We start from the raw sequence: 19,351 nt of genomic DNA on the forward strand, positions 1-19,351 counted from the left end.
AATAATATTCGGGCTGCTCTTAGAGCAGGCTTTCGTCCCCATAGTCTATCGGTTAGGACGCGGCCCTTTCAAGGCTGAGAGACGAGTTCGATTCTCGTTGGGGGCACCACGGAAACGAAGCGCTCGGGAAACCGGGCGCTTTTTTCGTTCGCGGGCCTTCCATCATCCGATCCGAGGTCAACGCGTTCTCCCGTTCGCGACGGGCGGTTCGGCCGCGCCGGGAGCTCCCGTCCGAACGGGGAGCCTCACCCTCGAGGGGTCCCACGTAAGGGCCCCGCCGGCCTCGGAGGCCGTCACGCCCAGGTCTTCCAGGCTGTAGGATCGAAACACGATGAGACGGTAGTTGTCGGCCTCCCACACGACCCCGAACCTCCCGTTCCCAAGATCGACCACGGCCGAATAGGTGGCCGCCCCCGAATCGATGGGCAAGGCGGGGCTCCACGTGGATCCCTCGTCGGTGGAGACGTGCAGGGAAAGGTTGCGCCGCCTGCTCGGGTCGTCGCAAAGCGATGCCACCAGCGCGCCCCCCACGTGCGCGAGCCCGCCGTTGCATGCGGGATCGGTGAGCGTCGGGTTGGGAACGGGCGCTTCGAAGCTTTCCCCCAGGCGCGGCGCGCGGGCCTCCCGGCGTGCCGGTTTCGAGCGGGCGTGCAGCAGCACAGAGCCGTCGGCAAGTTCGACCGCCTTGCATTCGTCGCAGTCGGGACCGACCTCTTTTCCCAGCTCCCAGGTCTCTCCGTTGTCGCTCGACCAGGCGATCGCCGCGAAGTCCCGGTTGTCGATGCGCAGCACGAAGGTTTGGAACAGCCTCCCGTCGCGGGCGACGCCCCCGTTTCCCGAAGAGCAGAACATGCCAGCCACATGCGCGGGGCGAAGCGAGCTCATGTCGCGGTGCTCCCATGTTCGCCCGTCGTCGCGGGAGGCGGCCAGCCACAGCTCCAGTCCCGCGCCGCCCGCCCGGGCGCTGAAGTACGACTCTCCGGTGGAACCCGCATACCAGCAATACGTCGTCTTCGTGCGCGGGTCGAACGTGAGCGACGCGTCGCCGTATCCGTGGCCGGGCTCGTGGCGGCGCAGGGCCTTCGGCTGGGTCCAGGTCCTTCCGCCATCGTCGGAAGCGCGCAGGGCGATGTCGAAGTCGGCGGGGAGGTCCCTCCAGTCTTCCCGCACGTCGTAGCACACGATGATGCGGCCCGACTGCGTGCGGGTTACGGCGGGGATGCGGTAGATGGGCGCGGCGAAGGCCGACCCGGGGAAGGGCGTGCCGGCTTCTGCGATGGTGGACATGGGCTGCTCCTCGTGTGCTCGTGCGTTCGGGCGGCGCTCCGGGGCCTCCACCCGCACGCCTTGACGTGGCCGGGCGCACGGTCTGCCGAATGCGCCGGACCCTATGCCTCTGTTGCGGGGTCGCCCGCATCGAGTGCGCGTATATCGCGGAAAGCATAGCCTATAAGGCCGATTAACAGGAACAGGGCGCCGGATGCCACGAAGAAGGAGGTGACGCCGATGTGCTCGGCCAGCACGCCTCCCAAAGCGACGCCCGCGGGCATGGCGATGCCGATGGCCGCGTAGAGGAACCCCAGGGCGCGCCCCGTTTTCGCTTCGGGCACGTTTTTCTGGACGAGCGTCATGACGGGGCCGTTGAACCATGCCATGAACACCGAGGCGAGGCCCATGAGCGCCACATAGACCCAGAAGGCGTCGGAGGGAAGCAGGCCCGCCGCAATGGTGGGCGCCGCGACCAGCACAGACGACGCGCACAGCAAAAGGGCGAGGCGCCGCCCTCCGCCCCAGGCCATGATGATGCCGGCCCCTACGAGCATGCAGATTCCCGATACCGCCTCGGCGATGGAGACCATGGTCCCGTTTGCCCCGAAGTACTGTGTGCTCATCAGCGGATACACTGCAGATATCGACGAGAACGCCATGAGGCCGACGGTCAGGCCGCCCAGCAGCATGACCAGTCCGCGCGTGGCTGCCAGGACCCGCCATCCTTCGACCATCTGCCCGAGGGCCGAGGATCCGTCTTCGGCCCTCACGGTGGGGATCTTCACCAGCAGCATGGCCGCGACGGCCACGACGGCGCCCGCGAACTCCAGCACCAGTGCGAACGACAGCCCGAACGCGGCGTACAGCCCGATGCCGATAGCCGGCGAGCACACGTTCGCGAGGCTGGCGAGAACCTGGTCGAGCGTGTTGATGCGCAGCAGGTGGCGTTCGGGCACGAGCATGGGCATGGCGGCCATCATGGCCGGCCCGTGCACGGCCGAAAACGCGCTGCGGATCGCTCCGAACAGGCAGATGAGGAGCAGCGACGATTCGCTTGCCGCGATGGCGAGCGCAAGCAGGAGCGAGGCGGTTCCCGCACCCAGATCGCCCGCTATGATGAGCGTTTTGCGGTTGAAGCGGTCGGCCAGCACGCCTCCGAGCGGCGACAGCACGCCCTGGGGGAGCATGGCGCACACCATGATCAGCGAAAGCGCCAGCGCGCTTTGGGTCGTCTGCGTCACATGCCAGATGATGGCCCATCCGGCCGCGCCGCTCGTGATGATGGAGAATGCCTGCCCGGTCCAGATGGTTACGATGAGCTGCAGCCAGCGGGAGGAGAGGGGGCGCCCCGAGGCGCTTTTCAGCTCGTCGTGAGAAACCTCGGTGGATCGGAGCTGTTCTTGAGATGTTGCCAAAGGGGGTTCCAATATATATGAGGCGACGAAAGGGAGAATGGTGCCCTCGGCAGGATTCGAACCTGTGGCTTTCTGCTCCGGAGGCAGACGCTCTATCCCCTGAGCTACGAGGGCACGCGAAAGCAAGTATACTACGCTACTACGGACAGATTATTGCAAAGTTGAAGGAATTAGGGCTTTTATGCAACAGACGGTTACGTTCGAACGCATGTCATACGGAATAGACGCGGTGGGTCGCCTCGACGATGGCAAGGCGGTGTTCTGCCCGCTGGTTGCGCCGGGCGACACGGCCGTGGTCGAGGTGGTCGAGGACAAGGGCTCGTTCGCGCGTGCGAAGCTGGTCCAGGTGGTGGAGCCGTCCTCCTGCCGCGTCGAGCCCGCCAGCCCGTACGACCAGATCTCGGGGGCAGCGCCCTGGCAGCATCTTTCGTACAAGGCCCAGCTGAAGGCCAAGCGCGACAACGTGGTGTCCCAGCTGGTGCGCACCGCCCGCATCGATGCCGAACGGGCCGAGCAGCTGGTGGAGCCCACCATGCGCAGCAAGCGCGAATGGGCGTACCGCAACAAGATCGAGATGAGCGCCCGCATCGACGAGCGGGGCGCCTTCAACCTGGGCTATATGCGGGAGGGCACCGACGAGCTGCTTCCCGTCGAGCAGACCATGCTCGCGCACACGAAGATTCAAAAGGTCCCCAAGGCGCTGCGCGGCGCCATGCGCTTCGTGCTGGGCAACCAGGATCTGGGGATCTACCGCGTCGGCGTGCGCCACAGCATGGCCACCGGAGAGCTGGAGGTGGCGGCGTGGACGCGCCCCGGCCCGTTTCCGCGCGCCCTGTTCGCCAAGACCGTGGGCGACGCGTGCAAGGCCACCAGCATCGTGCGCGTGATGGCCGACGAGGGGGCCGCCCGCCGCATCAAAGGGGTGGAAACGCTTTCCGGGCGCGGTTTCTGGCGCGAGCGGGTGGGCGACTTCTACTTCTCGACGCAGGCCCCGTCGTTTTTCCAGGTGAACACCGCGCAGGCGGGCCGCCTGGTCGAGCAGGTGATGGAGGGGCTCGGAGGCGTCGAGGGCAAATACATCGCCGATCTCTATGCGGGGGGCGGCACGTTCTCGATCCCGTTGGCCGCGGCCGGAGCCGACGTGGTGGCGGTCGAATCGGCGGGGTCGTCGGTGCGCGATTTGCGGTTCAACGCAGATCTGAACGGCGTCGAAGTCGACGTCTTGGGCGGGGACGCCGCCCGCGAGCTCGCGGGTCTGGGCGACCTGGACGCCCTGGTGGTCGACCCCCCGCGTTCGGGCCTGGCCGCCAGCGTTCCGTCCGACATCGCGGCCGCGCGTCCCCAGAAGGTCGCGTACGTGAGCTGCGATCCCGCTACCTGGGCGCGCGATATCGCCCGGTTCTCCCAGGTGGGATATCGGTTGGAGCGCGTGCAGCCGGTCGATATGTTCCCCCAGACCTTCCACGTCGAAGTGGTGTCCATCCTCGCGCGGACGTCCTAGGCGCAGCCGCGTTTGCCCTGCTTCGCGCGGAGTTGTTGTAGGGTTTTCCATTTCGTCGCCCACTTGCTGGTACAATCGAAAAACCTACGGATAGGGGGCTCGCGCGCGGGCCCCCCGCATGAAACGAGAAGGAGGGTGCCGCATGGCCCTTTACACTCCCGAGTACCAGCCGACGGGCGAGGAGATCGCCGTCGTCGCCACTTCGCAGGGAACCATCCGCGTGCAGCTGGCGGGCAAGGACGCCCCCATCCACGTCGGCAACTTCGTCGAGCTTGCGCAGAAGGGCTTCTACGACGATCTGAAGTTCCATCGCTACGTTCCCGGCTTCGTCATCCAGGGCGGCGATCCCAAGACCCGCGAGCATTCGGGCGAGGACGTGGCGCGTCTTGCCGGCAACCCGTTCGCCGGCCTGGGCACGGGCGGTCCCGGCTACTGCATCAAGGGCGAGTTCTCCACGAACCCTAACAACTCCCATGAAGACGGCGCCCTGGCCATGGCGCGCTCGCAGGATCCCGACTCCGCCGGCTCGCAGTTCTATTTCTGCCTGGGCGCCCAGCACATGCTGGATTCGGGCTACACTGTGTTCGGTCAGACCATCGAGGGCAAAGACGTCATCGGCAAGCTCCGCGCTGGCGACGTGATCGAGAGCATCACCATTGAAAACGCAGCCGAATAGCCGCGACGCGGGCTTGGTTCGGTAAACAGAAGGGTTCATATGAACAAGGATCTATTCCATCAGGCCAATGCGATGGTCGCGGCGAAGGATTACGAGACCGCGCTGCGGCTGTACAGCGCCTGCATGTCCGACGAAGAGGGTCTCGAGCCGGGCGAGCAGGGGCTGCTGTACCACCGCATGGGCAACTGCTACACGAAGATGAAGCGCTACGCCGAGGCCATCGAAACCTACGGCAAGGCGACGGCCGATTCGGGCTACGACGCGTGCGGAGCGGTGAACTACAACGTGGGCATGGCCTACGCGGCGCTCCACGATTACGCCGAAGCCGTCAAGCACTTCGAGATCGCCGTGTCCGATCGCAGCTACCCGACGCCCTACAAGGCCCATTCGGCTTTGGGCAACGTGCTGCTGAAGCAGGGCAAGTCCGCTGAGGCGGGCGTGGCCTTCCGCGAGGCGGCCCTCGACGACTCGAACCCCGATCCCACCAAGGCCCTTCTCAACCTGGGCGTTTGCTTCATGGCGCTCGACCGGCCGGCCGATGCGGTCGCTTCCTACGAAAGCGCCCTGCAGTTCGACATGAAGCAGAGCGTGCGCAACAAGCTCTACGCCAGCCTGGGCCAGGCCTATACCGCGTGCGGCCAGATGCAGAAGGCGGTCGACGCCTTCGAGCAGTCCATCGCCGATCGCACCTACTTCCTCACGTCGTCGGCGACGGTCGACTACCAGCGCGCGGTCGCCGCGGTCTCCCAGGGAACCGCCGATGTGACCCAGGCGCTTCCCGTGCTCGCGGGCAACGACATGTCGGGCCTCGACGTCCCCGCGAACCCCACCAGCTCCCTGGTCGAGCGCGAGGCGTACGAACCCGCGCAGTCCGAGGACGATCCGTACTACTACGCCGACAACTACGGCGACGAGACGTACGAGAACGGCGAGGACCGGTTCTTCAACGCCACCGACGAAGAGCTCGAGCGCTGGTCCAAGGGCGTGGTGAAGCAGGAGCGCAGGGGCCGCGGAGCCGGCCTGAAGGCGCTCATCGTCGTCATCCTGCTGCTTTTGGCCGCCCTTGCCGCCGGCATCTTCCTGTACCTGCAAGGGTACGGCTATCCCACTCAGGAAACCGTGGTCGAGCAGCTGTTCTCGCATCCGACCAGCGCGGTTTCCAGCGCGTTTGACAGCGGCGTTTCCTCCGACGACGCCAAGAGCATGGCCGCCCTCATCCCGGAGGGCTCGAAGGCCACCATCGACGGCATCGATCGCAGCGCCGCCTCTTCGACGGCGTACGTGACCGCCGCCACGCCCGAGGGCGGTTCGGTCCAGTACAAAGTCGAGCTGGTTCGCGATAAGATCAGTTGGAAAATCTCGAACGTTGAGCTATATTTCGCAAGTCAGAATTAACAGCGAGATGACGGCAGGGGCCGTCTGAACGAAAGGAAGCACATGGCAGTCCAGAAGACCTACACCATGATCAAGCCCGACGGCGTGCGCAACGGCCACATCGGCGAGATCGTCAACCGCTTCGAGCGCGCCGGCCTGTCCATCGAGCGCATGGAGATGGGCATGGTTACCGCCGAGCAGGCAGCCGCCAACTATGCCGAGCACGAGGGCAAGCCCTTCTACGAGGGTCTGGTTTCCTACATCACCTCCGGCCCCGTGGTGAAGATGGTCGTTTCCGGCGAGGGCGCCGTCGCCAAGGTGCGCACCCTCATGGGCGCGACCAACCCCGCTGACGCGGCTCCCGGCACCATTCGCGGCGACTTCGGTCTGATCATGGACGAGAACGTCATCCACGGCTCCGATTCCCCCGAGTCGGCCGAGCGCGAGATCGGGATCTTCTTCGCTTAAAGCCGCATCCTGAAACCGTGCGAAAGGGGCCGTCCTGGTAGGGCGGCCCCTCGTGTTGGGGGGACCTTTCCACTCTGTTTCATCTGGTGTTTCGGGTATGGATTTTCATACGGAAACCGACGGCTATGGTAGACTTCGGTATTACTTGCAAACGAGATCCAAGGGGCTTTACTCAATGTCCTTTTTAGACTTCTTCTCCGGGCTCACCGGTCGCATGGGCGCCGATATGGCCATCGATCTGGGCACCGCCAACACGCTCATCGCCATTTCGGGAGAGGGCATCGTCATCAACGAGCCCTCGGTCGTCGCCATCGAGCGCCACACCAACCGCGTCTTGGCGGTGGGGCACGAGGCGAAGAACATGATCAACCATACGCCCGACGCGTTTTCCGCCGAGCATCCCCTCAAAGACGGCGTTATCGCCGACTACGACATCACCGAGGCTATGATCTCGGCTTTCATCAACAAGGCCGCGCCGCGCAAGTATCCCTGGCAGGCGAAGCCCCGCATCGTCGTGTGCATCCCCTGCGGCGCCACCTCCGTCGAGAAGCGCGCGGTGTTCGAGTCCACCATCCAGGCCGGCGCGCGCCAGGCTTTCCTCATCGAGGAGCCCATGGCGGCCGCCATGGGCGCCGATCTGCCGGTCACCGAGCCCACCGGTTCGATGGTCGTCGACATCGGCGGCGGCACCACCGAGGTGGCCGTCATCTCGCTCGGCGGCATTGTGACGTCCTCGTCGCTGCGCCTGGCGGGCAACCGCATGGACGAGGCGATCTCCATGCATCTGCGCGACCTTCTGGGCATCAAGATCGGCGAGCGCACCGCCGAGGTCATCAAGATCAAGATCGGGTCCATCCTCCCGTTCGAGGACGGCCACGAGCGCGACATGATCATCTCCGGTCAGGACGTCCTTACCGAGCAGCCCAAAGAGGTCACCATCCAGTCCGAGGACGTGCGTGCCGCGCTGGTGCAGCCGTGCGAGGAGATGGTCCTCAACATCAAGGAGACGTTCAAGAAGACCAACCCCGACCTGGCCAGCGACATCATCCAGAACGGCATCCTGCTCACCGGCGGCGGCGGTCTTCTGGCGGGTCTGGACCGCTACCTTACCGACAAGCTCGAGATTCCCGTCTGGACCAGCGAAACCGCGTTGACCAACGTGGTGACGGGATGCATGAAGGTCCTCGATACGCCTACCGCGCTTCGCCAGACCCTCATGCGCACGCGATAGCCTGCGCAGGATCGGTATGTCGCTGAACTTCCAACAGAGCGCATCGCCTTTCATCAGGCGCATCCTTGCGATCATCCTGCTCGTCGTCTCGCTCGTGCTGGCGATCGTCTATTTGCGCGAGGGCGACGAGGGCGCTTTGCACGCGCTGCAGGCGGGCGTTCGGGGCGGAGCCGCTCCCGTGTCGCAGGTGGGTGCGGGCATCGACGGCGCCGCCGACGCCGCATCGACCGCGCTTTCGGACGCGACGGCGTCCGAGGGGACGCTCAGCCAGCTGCGGGCCCAAAACGCCGAGCTGCGCCAGCTGGTTTCCGATGCTGAGGAGTCGCGCCAGGAGGCTCAGCGCCTCGAGGGGCTGCTGAACATGAAGGAGTCCACGGGCCTCGAGGGCCTGGGCGCCAAGGTCATCGGACGCAGCTCCGATGCGTGGAACCAGTCGCTCGTCATCAACGTCGGCGCGGAAGACGGGGTGTCCACCGGCATGGCGGTCATGGGCGCTTCGGGCGTCATCGGCCAGGTTTCCAGCGTCAGCCAGGGCACGGCTTCGGTCCGCCTGCTGACGGACGCGAATTCGGGCGCCGCCGTCATGATCCAGTCCAGCCGTGCGCACGGCATCGTCCGCGGGTCGCTGGACGGGCTGCTTCGCTTGGAGGATATCGACGAGGGGAGCCTGCCGTCGGTGGGCGATGTGGTCATCACGTCGGGCTTGGGCGGAAGCTATGTGAGCGGTCTTCTGGTGGGGTCCGTGGTGAGCGTCGATGCGTCGTCGGCCAACGCGACCGGCACCATCATCGTTTCTCAGAACGCCAAGGTGAGCGCTATGGAAGAGATGTTCGTCGTGACCGGGCAGGGCAGCGCCGCAACCGACGCGTCCAGCCGCTCGGCCGGCGGGTCCTCCTCGTCTGCGGGCGCCACCCCGTCTGCCTCCTAGGTCGATGCGCGCTTTGCGCGAGAAGGGTTTCGATACTGCATGAACGTCTCCAACGGCAACATGCTCGGCTTCGCGGGCGCGCTTGCGGCCCTGCTGCTTCAGCTGCTGGCGGCCCCCGCGCTGTCCATCGGCGGCGCCGTTCCGAATTTCGCCATCGTGTTCGTCATGGCCTACGCGCTGGTGCGCCCGCACCGCCTCGGCCCGGTCATGCCGTTCGCGTTGGGGCTCGCGTTCGATCTCGCGTCGGGAGCGCCGGTGGGGTCCATGGCCTTCTCCCTGCTGCTTATCTCGATCGTCGTCGCCCGCCTGTTCGAGGCCCTGGACAACGACGCGATCCTCGTCCCGCTGGTTCTGCTGGGAGGCGGCGTGCTTGCCATCGAGCTTATCCATGCGCTGTTCATGCTGGCCGGAGGGGTGAGCGCCTCTTTGGGCGATGCGCTGGTCCACGTGGTGGTACCCTGCGCCGTGTACGAGTTTTTCCTGGGAGCGGCGACGTATCTGGTCATGCATCGGTTCGCTCCGCGCCAGACGGCGGCTGTCCCCACCAACGTCTCGAATGTGAGGTAGCCCCTGAATGCTGGTCGCCATCGTCGTCGCCATCCTCACGCTGATCGTCGCCGCCCTGGTCGCGGTGGCGTTCTTCGCGCTGCGCGAGAGGCTGCGCACCTCGTCGTCTGTGCATGTGAAGCGCGGGCGGGCCTCGATCAGCTCCATCGACACCCTGGACGTCGCGTCGGCGTCCTCGTCGACCGACGGCCTTCCCGACACGCACGTTAAGACGTCTTCCAGTCCCGACGGCCGCGCGTCGGCTCCCCTGAACGCGCGTTTCGCCGCGATCGGCGTATTCGCCGCGGGCGTGTTCGCCACTTTGGGCGCCAAGCTGTTCGGCATGCAGATCCTCCAGGCCTCGTCGTATCAGAAGCAGGCCAACGAGAACAAGTACACCGACGTGTCCACCCCCGCTCCGCGCGGATACATCTACGATGCCGACGGGGTGGCCCTGGTGAAGAACCGCTCGTCGCTCACCGTTCTGGCCGATGCCGACGTGCTGTCCGACCACGATGTGGTCCTGCGCTTGTCGGCGGTGCTGGGCATTCCCTACAACGTGGTGAGGTCCCGCTTGCAGGACACTTCGTCGGGCGCGCAGAGCCAGCGCGTCATCGCAAGCGACGCGTCGCTTAGAAACGTCGCCTTCATCGCCGAGCATTCCGATGCGTTTCCGGGCGTCAACATCCAGAACCGCACGATCCGCAGCTATCCGTACGGGGCCCTCGCGGCCCACGTGCTGGGCTACACGGGGGCCGTGTCCGACGCCGACCTGAAGTCCGTTCCGGCGAACCGCGACATCGAACTGGGCGACGAGGTGGGCAAAAGCGGCGTCGAGTACACCTATGACGAGATCCTTTCGGGCGAGCACGGCCGTCGCCGCGTCGTGGCGGATGCCGACGGGAACGTGGTACGCGTGGTGGCCGAGACGCAGCCGACGCGCGGAAGCGACCTGTACCTCACCATCAAGGCTCCGGTCCAGTACGTGGTGGACAAGGAGCTCGCCGAGCTCATCGCCCCCAAGGGCGTCATCGGAACGGGCAAGGGCGTGGCCGGGGCCTGCGTGGTCATGGACGTGACCGACGGCTCGATCGTGGCCATGTCGAGCTACCCCACGTATTCCCCGGAGACCTTCATCGGCGGCATCTCGCAGGATATATGGGATCTGTACTCGTCGAAGTCCTCGTACTACCCGCTGCTGAACCGCACCATTTCGGGAACGTACGCGGCGGCCTCGACGTTCAAGTCGTTCACGGGCCTGGCGGCGCTGCGCTACGGGTTCGCCGACACCTCGAAGTACTGGACCTGCACGGGCTCGTGGGACGGGTTCAACACCGGGAGCCCCCAGAAATGCTGGCTGAAGACGGGCCATGGCAGCCTGGATTTCAAAGGCGGCATCGTCCAGTCGTGCGACGTGGTGTTCTACGACATCGCGTACAACTTCTACTACGCGGGCAAGAGCCAGGGAGGCACGCTGTCGGACACCGCCATGCAGGAAGAGCCCGCGAAATTCCGTTTCGGCCAGCTTACGGGGATCGATCTCGCATCCGAGGAGGCGGGCCGCATCCCTACTCCCGAGTGGAAGCAGTCGTACTGGGCCGATGTTCCCACCGAGGGCGTGTGGCGCGGAGGCGACATGACCAACACCGTCATCGGCCAGGGCGACGTGCTGGTGACGCCGATTCAGGTGGCCGTGGCGTACGGCGCCATAGCCACGGGCAACCTCATGAGGCCCCATGTGCTCAAAGAGGTGCGCAACGGGGACAACGTGGCGGCCGTGACCTTCGAGCCCCAGATCATCGACGTTCCGGACGTCGATGAGAAGAACTACGCCATCCTGCGCGACGCGCTGAACGGCGTCGCCGGATCGAACTCGGCGCTGGCCAAGTCCTTCAGGGACGTCGGCATGGACCCCTGGGACGTCGCCTGCAAAACCGGTACCGCCGAGATGACCGACACCGAGGACTTCGGCTGGTTCGCCTGCTATGCTCCCTACGACGACCCGAAATACGTGGTGGCCGTCATGATCGAGCAGGGCGGTGGCGGATCGACGTCTGCCGGTCCCATCGGAGCCAAGGCGCTCGCTGCGGCGCTGGCCGCCGATGCGGGCGAGCTCAAAGAGGTGGGGGCCGTCGCAGCTTCGAGCGGCGAGTCGGTCGCCTACGTGTCATCTTCGTCCGGACGAACCGACTAGGAGGGGATATGCCGTCGATTAACCAGATCAGCACCGTGCGCGTCCCCGATCGCGGGGCGCACGACGCTTCGGCGTCCAAGAGGCGCCGCCCGATCTTCTGGCCGTTCGTCCTGGCGTTTTCCGCGCTGGTGGCCTACGGGCTCGTCGTCGTGTTCTCGGCGGTCAGTGCGGATGCCGACTACAGCTTCTCCCGCCAGCTGGGCGGTGTTGCCGTGGGCCTTGTGGTGATGGCGGTCGTGTGGCACTTCGACTACACGCGCCTTGCCGGGTACCAGAACATCTTCCTCATCATCAACGTGGTGCTCATCCTGTCGCCTCATCTGCCCGTCATCGGCGTGAACACCATGGGCGCGACGTCGTGGATCAACATCGGGATGCAGGTGCAGCCCGGCGAGTTCGCCAAGATCACGGTGATCCTGTTCGATGCCGCCGTCATGGCGAAGTACCAGGGCGCTTTGAACGACGTGCGCGAGTACCTGAGGACCGTCGGGCTGATGCTCGTGCCGTTCGCGTGCATCATGACCCAGCCCGACCTGGGCACGGGCTTGGTGTACCTGTTCATCGGGGCCACTGCGCTCGTTGCGGGAGGGGCGAACCGCCGGTTCCTCATCGCGAGCCTTTTGGTGGGCATCGCGCTGGTCGCCCTGGTGTTCTCGGTCGACGAGGTGATCAAGAACGCGACGGGGGACTACAAGCTGCTCAAGCAGTACCAGCGCAACCGGCTTTTGGTGTTCATGAACCAGGGGTCGACCAACCTTTCCGAAGAGGGCTACAACCTCAACCAGGCCATGATCGCCATCGGATCGGGAGGGCTGTTCGGTCAGGGCTATATGCAAGGGTCGCAGCATGGCCTGGGCATCCTTCCCGAGGCTCCCACCGACTTCATCTTCTGCGTGCTGGCCGAAGAGTTCGGATTTGCCGGGGCGATGCTGCTTTTGGTCCTGTACATCGGCTTGCTGGCGAGCTGCTTTTACATCGCGACGCGCGCTGGGGACGTGTTCGGCGTGCTCATCGTTATGAGCGTTGTGGGGATGTGGTTGTTCCAGATTCTTGAGAATATCGGTATGACCTGCGGATTGATGCCCATTACCGGAATCCCGCTGCCGTTTGTGAGCTACGGCTCGTCGTTCATGGTCGTGAATTTCGCTATGCTGGGGTTCGTGGGGTCGGTGTGGGCCCACAACAAACAGAACGCAAGGAGGGCCGGCTATGCGGCTACCCGTTGACATCTCGGCGGTTCTTCTCGAGGCCCGTTCGATCGACGAGGCTCGTCAGACCCCGCTTAACGTAACCGTCTACCTGGACGATTCGGTTCCAGAGGACCTGTCTACCTTCGCGCGCAGCGCATTCGGGGCCGTCACTCCCAACGTGGACCTCTCGGTCGCGCTGTATGGCGGGGCCCTGCCGTCGATCAAGCCCACCGATGACGCGGCGGTGCTGATCGCGGGGTTCTCTCCGAGCACGGGAAAACTCGCCGCATCCCTGCGCGCGGTGGGCGTTCCGGCTATGGTGGTATCGACGTTTCCGGCGCTGGTCTCTCAGATGGCCGAGGCCGCAGGCTTTCCCATTCCGGCGCTCGACGTGGTGTGCCCCGCGAAACCTGCGGGCGCATCGGGCCTGGCCAGCGCAGCTGTCGGAGCGGTGGGGGCGGCCGCGGGGGCTATCGCCAACGTGGCCGAGCAGGTGCCGAACGTGCCGAAGGTCGCCGGCAAGGCAGTGCGCGCCGCGGGTGATTGGGGGGCGTCTGCGGCGGCGTCGAAGGCGGCGGGTCCTTCGGAGTTCGACGAGTCGCTCGAGCCCTACGCGCTCGACGAGGAGCACCGCGTCGCCCTGGGCGAGCGCATGGGTCAATGGATCATCGGGGCATGCCCCGACAAGCGCCTGGCGTTCTCGCTGGCGTTTCCGTTCGTTCGCCGTCCTTTGGCCCTCGATGCGGTGAATTCCGCCGCCATGCAAAACGCCGGAATCGGCGCGCTGGACATAATCCCGGGCGCCGATATGCCGTTGATGACGTTCAACCAGATCAAGATGGTGCTCGAGATCGCTGCCGCCTACGGGGAGCCGATGAGCCCCGAGCGCCTGAAGGAGATCGCCGCCATCGTCGGCGGAGGCTTCGCGTTCAGAACCGTCGCGCGCGAGGTGGGGGGATTGATCCCGGTGGCCGGCTTCGCCGTACGCGGAACCATCGGCTTCACGGGAACTGTCGCCATGGGCCGTGCGGTCATCGGGTACTTCGAGGGAGGTAAGAGCCTGTCGGGTCTGGCCAACGTCGCCCACGGGGCGCTCGGCGCGGCTTCGAAGGCAGCCGGCGGCGTGCGCTCGGTGGGATCGAGGGCCGCCCGCGCGCTGGCGAAGCGAAACGAACGAGAGGCGTAGAACCATCATATGGCTGAACTGACTGATCTGTGGGATAAGGTGCGCCCGCTTGTCGAGGCCGCCGAGCGTCCCTCGCGCTACATCGATCACGAGTGGGGCGCGGTGCGCAAGGCCGACGCCGACTTCCACTTCTGCCTGCTGTACCCCGATACCTACGAGCTCGGCCAGCCCAATCAGGCTCTGCGCATCCTCGTGAACGTGGTGAACGCGCGGGAGGGCATGGCTGCCGAGCGGGGGTTCCTTCCCGCACCCGATATGTGCGACGCCCTGCGGCAGGCGGGTTTGCCGCTGTTTTCCATCGAGAGCTGCGCTGCGCTGCACGAATTCGACGTGGTGGGCATCACGCTGCCCCACGAGCTGGCCGCCACCAACATCCTCGAAGCGCTCGATCTGGGCGGCATCCCCCTGCATACCGACGAACGCGGCGAATCCGATCCCTTCGTCATCGCGGGAGGGCCCTGCGCGTTCAACCCCGAACCCTACGCCCCGTTTTTCGATGCGCTGAACATCGGAGAGGGCGAGGAGATGCTGCCGAACGGCCTGGAGGTCATCCGCCGCATGCGCGCGTCGGGCGCGAGCCGCTTTGAGGCCCTGGTCGAGTTGGCGAAGGTTCCGGGCTGGTACGTTCCGTCGTTCTACCGCTGGCGCGACGCCGACTACGCGCGCGAGCACGGTGCTTGGATCGAGCCTGTGGTCGAGGGCGTCCCCGTGGTGATCGAGAAGCAGATATTCGAGGGGTTCTCCGAAAGCTCGGGGTGGGAGCCCTGTGTCGTGCCCTTCGCCGAGGCCGTTCACGACCGCTTGAACGTCGAGGTCCTGCGCGGGTGCGCGCGCGGCTGCCGGTTCTGCCAGGCGGGCATGATGTACAGGCCGGTGAGGGAGCGCACGGCCGACAACATCGTGGAGTCGGTCCTGACGGGGCTGAGGGAGACCGGGTACGACGAGGTCAGCCTCACGTCGCTCTCTTCGACCGACCACTCCCAGATCGGCGAGATCCTGGAGCGCCTGAACCGGGCGACCGAAGGGGAGGGCGTGCGCATCTCGGTGCCGTCCCAGCGCCTCGATTCGTTCGGCGTCGATATGGCCGCTTTGGTGGCCGGCCGCAAGAAGGGCGGTCTCACGTTCGCCCCCGAAGCGGGCACCCAGCGCATGCGCGACGTCATCAACAAGAACGTGACCGAAGAGGATCTGTTCGGGGCGATCGACGCCGCGTTCGCGGCGGGGTGGCGCCGCTGCAAGCTGTACTTCATGATCGGCCTTCCCACCGAAACCGACGAGGACGTGAAGGGGATCGCCAGCTTGCTGCAGCGCTCCTACGACCGCGCGGTGAAGGCGGTTCCGGCCGACCAGAAGGGCTCGATCAAGATCAGCGCTTCGGTGGCGCTGTTCGTCCCGAAGGCGCAGACGCCGTTTCAGTGGGATGGCCAGATTCCGCCCGAAGAGGCGATCCGCCGCGTCAACCTGCTGCGCAACAGCGTGCATTACCGCGCGATCGACGTGCATTGGCACGATCCGAAGACCAGCTTCGTCGAGGCGGTCACCAGTCGCAGCGGGCGCGAAGCGGCGGCTCTGATCGAGGAGGCGTGGCGCCGCGGCGCGCGCTTCGACGCATGGACCGAATGCTTCAACGAGCAGGCGTGGCGCGACGCCGCAGAAGCGCTGGACTTCGATGTGGACGCTGTGGCGCAAACCGCCTATCCGCTCGATTACGTTTTGCCCTGGGAGCACATCTCGACCGGTGCGAGCAGGCGCTGGCTGGTGCGCGAGCGCAAGCTGGCCGATGGCGAGAGGACCACGCCCGACTGCACGTTCGACCGCTGCTCGGCGTGCGGCGTGTGCCCGAGCCTTGGATTCGACAACGTTTTGGCGGCGGTGAGGTAGATGGAAGCTGCTCAGAGATTCATATTGCGCGCTACATACATAGAGCGCGGTCGTTTGGCCATGCTGTCCCATCTGGAGGTGGCGCGCACCATCGAGCGGACGATCCGCCGTGCGGGCCTTCCCTACGCGGTCAGTCAGGGTTTCTCGCCGCATATGAAGGTCGCGTTCGGAGCGGCGCTGCCGGTAGGAGTGGGAAGCGTCTGCGAGATATTCGACGTGCAGCTCACCGACTACGTTGCCCCTGAAAAGGCGCTTGAAGCCCTTCGGGCGAGCTGCCCGCCCGATCTTATGGTGCAGAGCTGCGCCTATATTCGACCTGGGGAGAAAGCCGCCAGCGTGGCGTTTCCCATCAGCACGTACGAGGCGGTGCTGTCCCGTCCCGTCGCGCGCATCGAGGTTCCCGAGAGCATCTCGGTTGTGCGGAAGCGCAAAGAGAAAGTGCTGGTCGTTGCGGACTTCCTTGTGTCGGGGTTCTCTCCTGTCGGGGAAGGGGGCCCCGGTTCCGCATGCCCGCAAAAGTCCGATCGGTGGGAGTTCTCGCTCGAGGCGAAGCCGAGCGGGAGCCTGCGCCCCGATGCGCTTCTCAGGGCGTGCCTCGACAGGATGAACGAGGGCGCCTCGCCGGTCGAGGATCCGCTTCGCATCGTGTCGGTGACGCGCATCGGCCAGCGATCCGCGTAAGGACGCGCAACCTCAGACTGCGGTACGGAAACCCCCGTCGAGCAGCGGGCCGCTTTTTCTGTTGGAGGAAACGGCGGCTCGCAAAGCACGGCGGGGGTTTCTTCGGAGTGCGCGGGCAACGGCACGGCAACGTTGCCGTGCCGCTATTGCATTGCGTGCAATGAAACGCTATAACAATATCAGTAACTATTACTAGTTAGGAAGCAGGAAGATGAGGTACAGCAAGCAGCGGGCCGCGATCCTCGATTTCGTTCAGGAGAGCTGCTCGCACCCCACCGCAAGCGAGGTCTACGAGGGTGTGCGTACGAGCCTTCCGCAGATCAGTTTGGGGACGGTGTACCGAAATCTCATCCAACTGTGCGAAGCGGGGATGATCTCTGCGGTGGATGTCGGCAGCGGACCCACCAGGTTCGACCGTCGCATCGACGAGCACCAGCATTATCGGTGCACGCGCTGCGGTCGGCTGTTCGACGTCGAGATACCGTCGGGACCCCTCTTCGCCGCAGGAGTGGAGCCCTCGCTTCCAGGCACGCTCGAAGCCTATTCGGTTTCGTTTTTCGGGATATGCGAAGCGTGCCGGGCCCGTAAGGACGATGTGGGCTTTGCCCAAGAATGAGAGGAACCATCATGCTGAATCAGAAACTCAACGTGCTTCTTTCCGACTACGCCGTCAACCATCGCAAGCTCCAGAACCTTCACTGGTACGTGAGCGGCCACGGCTTCTTCCAGGCGCATGCGACGCTCGAGACCCTGTACGACCAGGCGAACGAAGCGGTCGACGAGATCGCCGAGCTTATCCTCATGAACGGGGGCAAGCCCTTCGCTTCCATGAAGAAGTACCTCGAGGCCTCCCATGTTCAGGAGCGCGAGGACGAGTACCTGGGAGCTTCCCAGATGTTCGAAGTGGTGAAGGGTGACTACGAGCTTATCCTGGCCGACGTGAAAGATGCCAAGAAGCTTGCCGACGAGGAAGACAACTACCTTGTCTCCGCGGCGCTTGACGAGCTGATCGCCTCGCTTTCCAAGAACATCTGGATGATCTCCCAGTCGCAGCGCTAGGGTTCGGTTTCCAGTTCCGAATACGAGCAGGGGGACGATGCGTGGATGCATCGTCCCCCTTGCCGTTTGCGGCCCCGCAACGCAGGCGGTGCGCGAAGGGCCGTCTTTGCAGCGGGCTGATCGCGGCGGAGTGGCCCGCCTTTGTGCGGTTCCTACAGGAAGTCGGCGAGCGACCCCAACCCGCCCGATCCCGCTCCCGACGCCACTGCCGGCACCTTCGTCCCGTAGATGGTGGGAGCCATGAGGACCTTGCCGGAGCCGCGGTACACGTTCACCAGGCCCTCGCCGGAAGCTGCCGATCCGATGAGGGATTTGCTGGAGCGCTCGACGGTGAACTGCAGCGACGGGCTCCAGGCGAGCGCCATGTTGCCGTCGATCTTCATCACGTCGTTGTCGAGCGTGACCTCGATCAGCTCTTCTTGCGGGCAGGGGGACTCGAGGGCGACGACGCCCGATCCGGAGAGGGACAGGTTGAACAGGCCCTCGCCGCCGGCGATGGCCGACGAGAAGTTGCTGCGCGCAACGGCCTGGTGCTTGAGCGACGAATGGCAAGCCAGGAACAGCCCGTCGTCCAAGATGATCCCGCCGCCCCATTCGGCCACGTCTACGAGGAGGATGTACTTGTAGGTGGGCTCCAGCACCAGCATGCCCGAGCCGGTGTATTCGGGCTTGATGGCGCTTTCTTTGGTGACCGCGCCGCGCACCGCCTTGCCGAGGAAGTCGCCAACGCTCTTCACGCCGGTCGTGGCCTGGACGTTTCCAACCGACCACTGCATCGCGCCGGCTTGGATGGTGACCGGTGCGGTATCGAGGCTGCACATAACCTGCCTGCGCCGCACGTTCATCTCGGAGGCGAACCAGGCGCTTTGGGCGGTGAACTGGTCGACCGAGAGGTCGCGCTTCCATTCGATGACGCTGAAGGCTCCCTTCTGGACGAGGATGTTGACATCGTCGTTTTGGAGGAAGTTGCCGATTTTGTACATGCGGTCTCCTAACTGGTGGTGACGTCGCTTTTGCTGACGGTTCCATTATCGGTTATGCAGCGGTTGGGCGCAGCGCGGTTTTCACTTGATGACGAAATCTGTTGAAGATCGAGGGCTTTGGGCTGCTTCATGTTTAACGAGGGCCCTCGATGGAGTCTCGATCGAGGGGCCTCCGTTTTCGAATCCGGGCATTTCATCTACGGTCGCTTGGTTTGCACGGGTTCTGAAGTTCTGCACATCGTGCGTATGCGGGGTAGCAAAGTTCTGCATATCGTGCATATACAGGGTAGAAAAGTTCTGCACATCGTGCTTGGTTTCGAGCTGGGAAACGAAAAAGCCGCCCGAAGGCGGCTTTCTGGATTCAATGGCGGGAAGTACGGGACTTGAACCCGCGACCTCCGACGTGACAGGCCGGCGCTCTAACCAACTGAGCTAACTCCCCATTGCTGTGACAGCGAAGGATATTCTAGAGGACTGTCCCTCGCTGTGCAAGAGAAATTTTTAGAAAAGTGGGTTTCTTGGGAAATGCCGGATCGCTTGGCGCATCGGCCGCGTCATCCGCCTGTTCCGATGCCCGCCGACCCGCTTTTGCGTCTGGCGCCCTTCTCGGGTGCGGGGCCTTTCGGTCAATCGGGGGAATTCTGCAACCGTGCCGACATCTTCATAAAGTTTTTAGCAGCTAAACTATTCATGCTTCTAAAACGCTTTGCCGAGCGGGATGACGGGCGAGTCGCCGCGCGTCCGTGCGGCGGGAAGAGAGGGAAGGCGC

17 protein-coding genes and 3 tRNA genes are annotated in these 19,351 nt (G+C 64.8%); 15 read left to right on the forward strand and 5 right to left on the reverse strand.

Annotated features, from left to right (window positions below; genetic code table 11):
* The first annotated feature begins 34 nt into the window (after nucleotides 1-34).
* Nucleotides 35-109 (forward strand) — tRNA-Glu (locus JI75_RS01835).
* 68 nt (nucleotides 110-177) lie between these two features.
* Here JI75_RS01835 and JI75_RS01840 read toward each other — a convergent pair.
* The 3 genes from JI75_RS01840 to JI75_RS01850 form a co-directional block, all read right to left on the reverse strand.
* Nucleotides 178-1,287 (reverse strand): sialidase family protein, encoded by a 1,110-nt coding sequence (locus tag JI75_RS01840; protein WP_039688303.1) that lies wholly within the window; start codon nucleotides 1,285-1,287, stop codon nucleotides 178-180.
* A gap of 101 nt (nucleotides 1,288-1,388) precedes the next feature.
* Nucleotides 1,389-2,684: an MFS transporter gene (locus JI75_RS01845; protein WP_158407607.1), complete on the reverse strand. Its 1,296-nt coding sequence runs from the start codon at nucleotides 2,682-2,684 to the stop codon at nucleotides 1,389-1,391.
* A 38-nt stretch (nucleotides 2,685-2,722) separates the two neighbouring features.
* Nucleotides 2,723-2,798 (reverse strand) — tRNA-Arg (locus tag JI75_RS01850).
* Between the two features lie 67 nt (nucleotides 2,799-2,865).
* On the opposite strand from JI75_RS01850, the gene rlmD reads away from it, so the two are divergent.
* The 14 genes from rlmD (at nucleotide 2,866) to JI75_RS01920 (ending at nucleotide 17,599) form a co-directional block, all read left to right on the forward strand.
* Complete coding sequence (gene rlmD / locus JI75_RS01855) at nucleotides 2,866-4,185, forward strand: 23S rRNA (uracil(1939)-C(5))-methyltransferase RlmD (RefSeq protein WP_039688306.1); 1,320 nt, start codon at nucleotides 2,866-2,868, stop codon at nucleotides 4,183-4,185.
* A 142-nt stretch (nucleotides 4,186-4,327) separates the two neighbouring features.
* The gene (locus tag JI75_RS01860; protein ID WP_039688307.1) at nucleotides 4,328-4,861 is read left to right on the forward strand and encodes a peptidylprolyl isomerase; all 534 of its coding nucleotides are present in this window, start codon (nucleotides 4,328-4,330) and stop codon (nucleotides 4,859-4,861) included.
* Nucleotides 4,862-4,900: 39 nt separating this feature from the next.
* A complete protein-coding gene (locus JI75_RS01865; protein ID WP_039688309.1) occupies nucleotides 4,901-6,256 on the forward strand; it encodes a tetratricopeptide repeat protein in 1,356 nt (451 codons plus the stop codon).
* Nucleotides 6,257-6,298: 42 nt separating this feature from the next.
* Complete coding sequence (gene ndk / locus JI75_RS01870) at nucleotides 6,299-6,703, forward strand: nucleoside-diphosphate kinase (protein ID WP_039688311.1); 405 nt, start codon at nucleotides 6,299-6,301, stop codon at nucleotides 6,701-6,703.
* 175 nt (nucleotides 6,704-6,878) lie between these two features.
* On the forward strand, nucleotides 6,879-7,934 hold the full coding sequence (mreB, locus tag JI75_RS01875; RefSeq protein ID WP_039688314.1) for a rod shape-determining protein: 1,056 nt from the start codon (nucleotides 6,879-6,881) through the stop codon (nucleotides 7,932-7,934).
* Between the two features lie 16 nt (nucleotides 7,935-7,950).
* On the forward strand, nucleotides 7,951-8,862 hold the full coding sequence (gene mreC, locus JI75_RS01880) for a rod shape-determining protein MreC (protein ID WP_039688316.1): 912 nt from the start codon (nucleotides 7,951-7,953) through the stop codon (nucleotides 8,860-8,862).
* Between the two features lie 39 nt (nucleotides 8,863-8,901).
* Entirely contained in the window at nucleotides 8,902-9,429 is a 528-nt protein-coding gene (gene mreD / locus JI75_RS01885; protein WP_039688318.1) for a rod shape-determining protein MreD, read from the forward strand.
* 7 nt (nucleotides 9,430-9,436) lie between these two features.
* Nucleotides 9,437-11,602, forward strand: a complete 2,166-nt coding sequence (gene mrdA, locus JI75_RS01890; RefSeq protein WP_039688320.1) for a penicillin-binding protein 2 — start codon at nucleotides 9,437-9,439, stop codon at nucleotides 11,600-11,602.
* An 8-nt stretch (nucleotides 11,603-11,610) separates the two neighbouring features.
* Nucleotides 11,611-12,828, forward strand: a complete 1,218-nt coding sequence (locus tag JI75_RS01895) for an FtsW/RodA/SpoVE family cell cycle protein (protein ID WP_039688322.1) — start codon at nucleotides 11,611-11,613, stop codon at nucleotides 12,826-12,828.
* On the forward strand, nucleotides 12,812-13,978 hold the full coding sequence (locus JI75_RS01900; protein ID WP_039688324.1) for a YcjF family protein: 1,167 nt from the start codon (nucleotides 12,812-12,814) through the stop codon (nucleotides 13,976-13,978). Before JI75_RS01895 ends, JI75_RS01900 begins: the two co-directional genes overlap by 17 nt.
* Before the next feature lie 18 nt (nucleotides 13,979-13,996).
* Entirely contained in the window at nucleotides 13,997-15,859 is a 1,863-nt protein-coding gene (locus JI75_RS01905; protein ID WP_052241735.1) for a TIGR03960 family B12-binding radical SAM protein, read from the forward strand.
* 24 nt (nucleotides 15,860-15,883) lie between these two features.
* Entirely contained in the window at nucleotides 15,884-16,540 is a 657-nt protein-coding gene (locus JI75_RS01910) for a TIGR03936 family radical SAM-associated protein (RefSeq protein WP_240993197.1), read from the forward strand.
* A 211-nt stretch (nucleotides 16,541-16,751) separates the two neighbouring features.
* A complete protein-coding gene (locus JI75_RS01915; protein WP_039688330.1) occupies nucleotides 16,752-17,156 on the forward strand; it encodes a Fur family transcriptional regulator in 405 nt (134 codons plus the stop codon).
* A gap of 11 nt (nucleotides 17,157-17,167) precedes the next feature.
* Complete coding sequence (locus tag JI75_RS01920; RefSeq protein ID WP_052241508.1) at nucleotides 17,168-17,599, forward strand: Dps family protein; 432 nt, start codon at nucleotides 17,168-17,170, stop codon at nucleotides 17,597-17,599.
* Nucleotides 17,600-17,751: 152 nt separating this feature from the next.
* Here the strand turns inward: JI75_RS01920 and JI75_RS01925 are convergent, their stop codons facing one another.
* Both JI75_RS01925 and JI75_RS01930 read right to left on the reverse strand, forming a co-directional pair.
* Nucleotides 17,752-18,582, reverse strand: coding sequence for an AIM24 family protein (locus JI75_RS01925; protein WP_052241509.1), 831 nt, complete (start codon nucleotides 18,580-18,582; stop codon nucleotides 17,752-17,754).
* 365 nt (nucleotides 18,583-18,947) lie between these two features.
* A tRNA-Asp gene (locus tag JI75_RS01930) sits at nucleotides 18,948-19,024 on the reverse strand.
* Nucleotides 19,025-19,351 lie beyond the last annotated feature (327 nt).

Source organism: Berryella intestinalis, assembly GCF_000814825.1.
Classification (GTDB): Bacteria; Actinomycetota; Coriobacteriia; order Coriobacteriales; family Eggerthellaceae; genus Berryella; species Berryella intestinalis.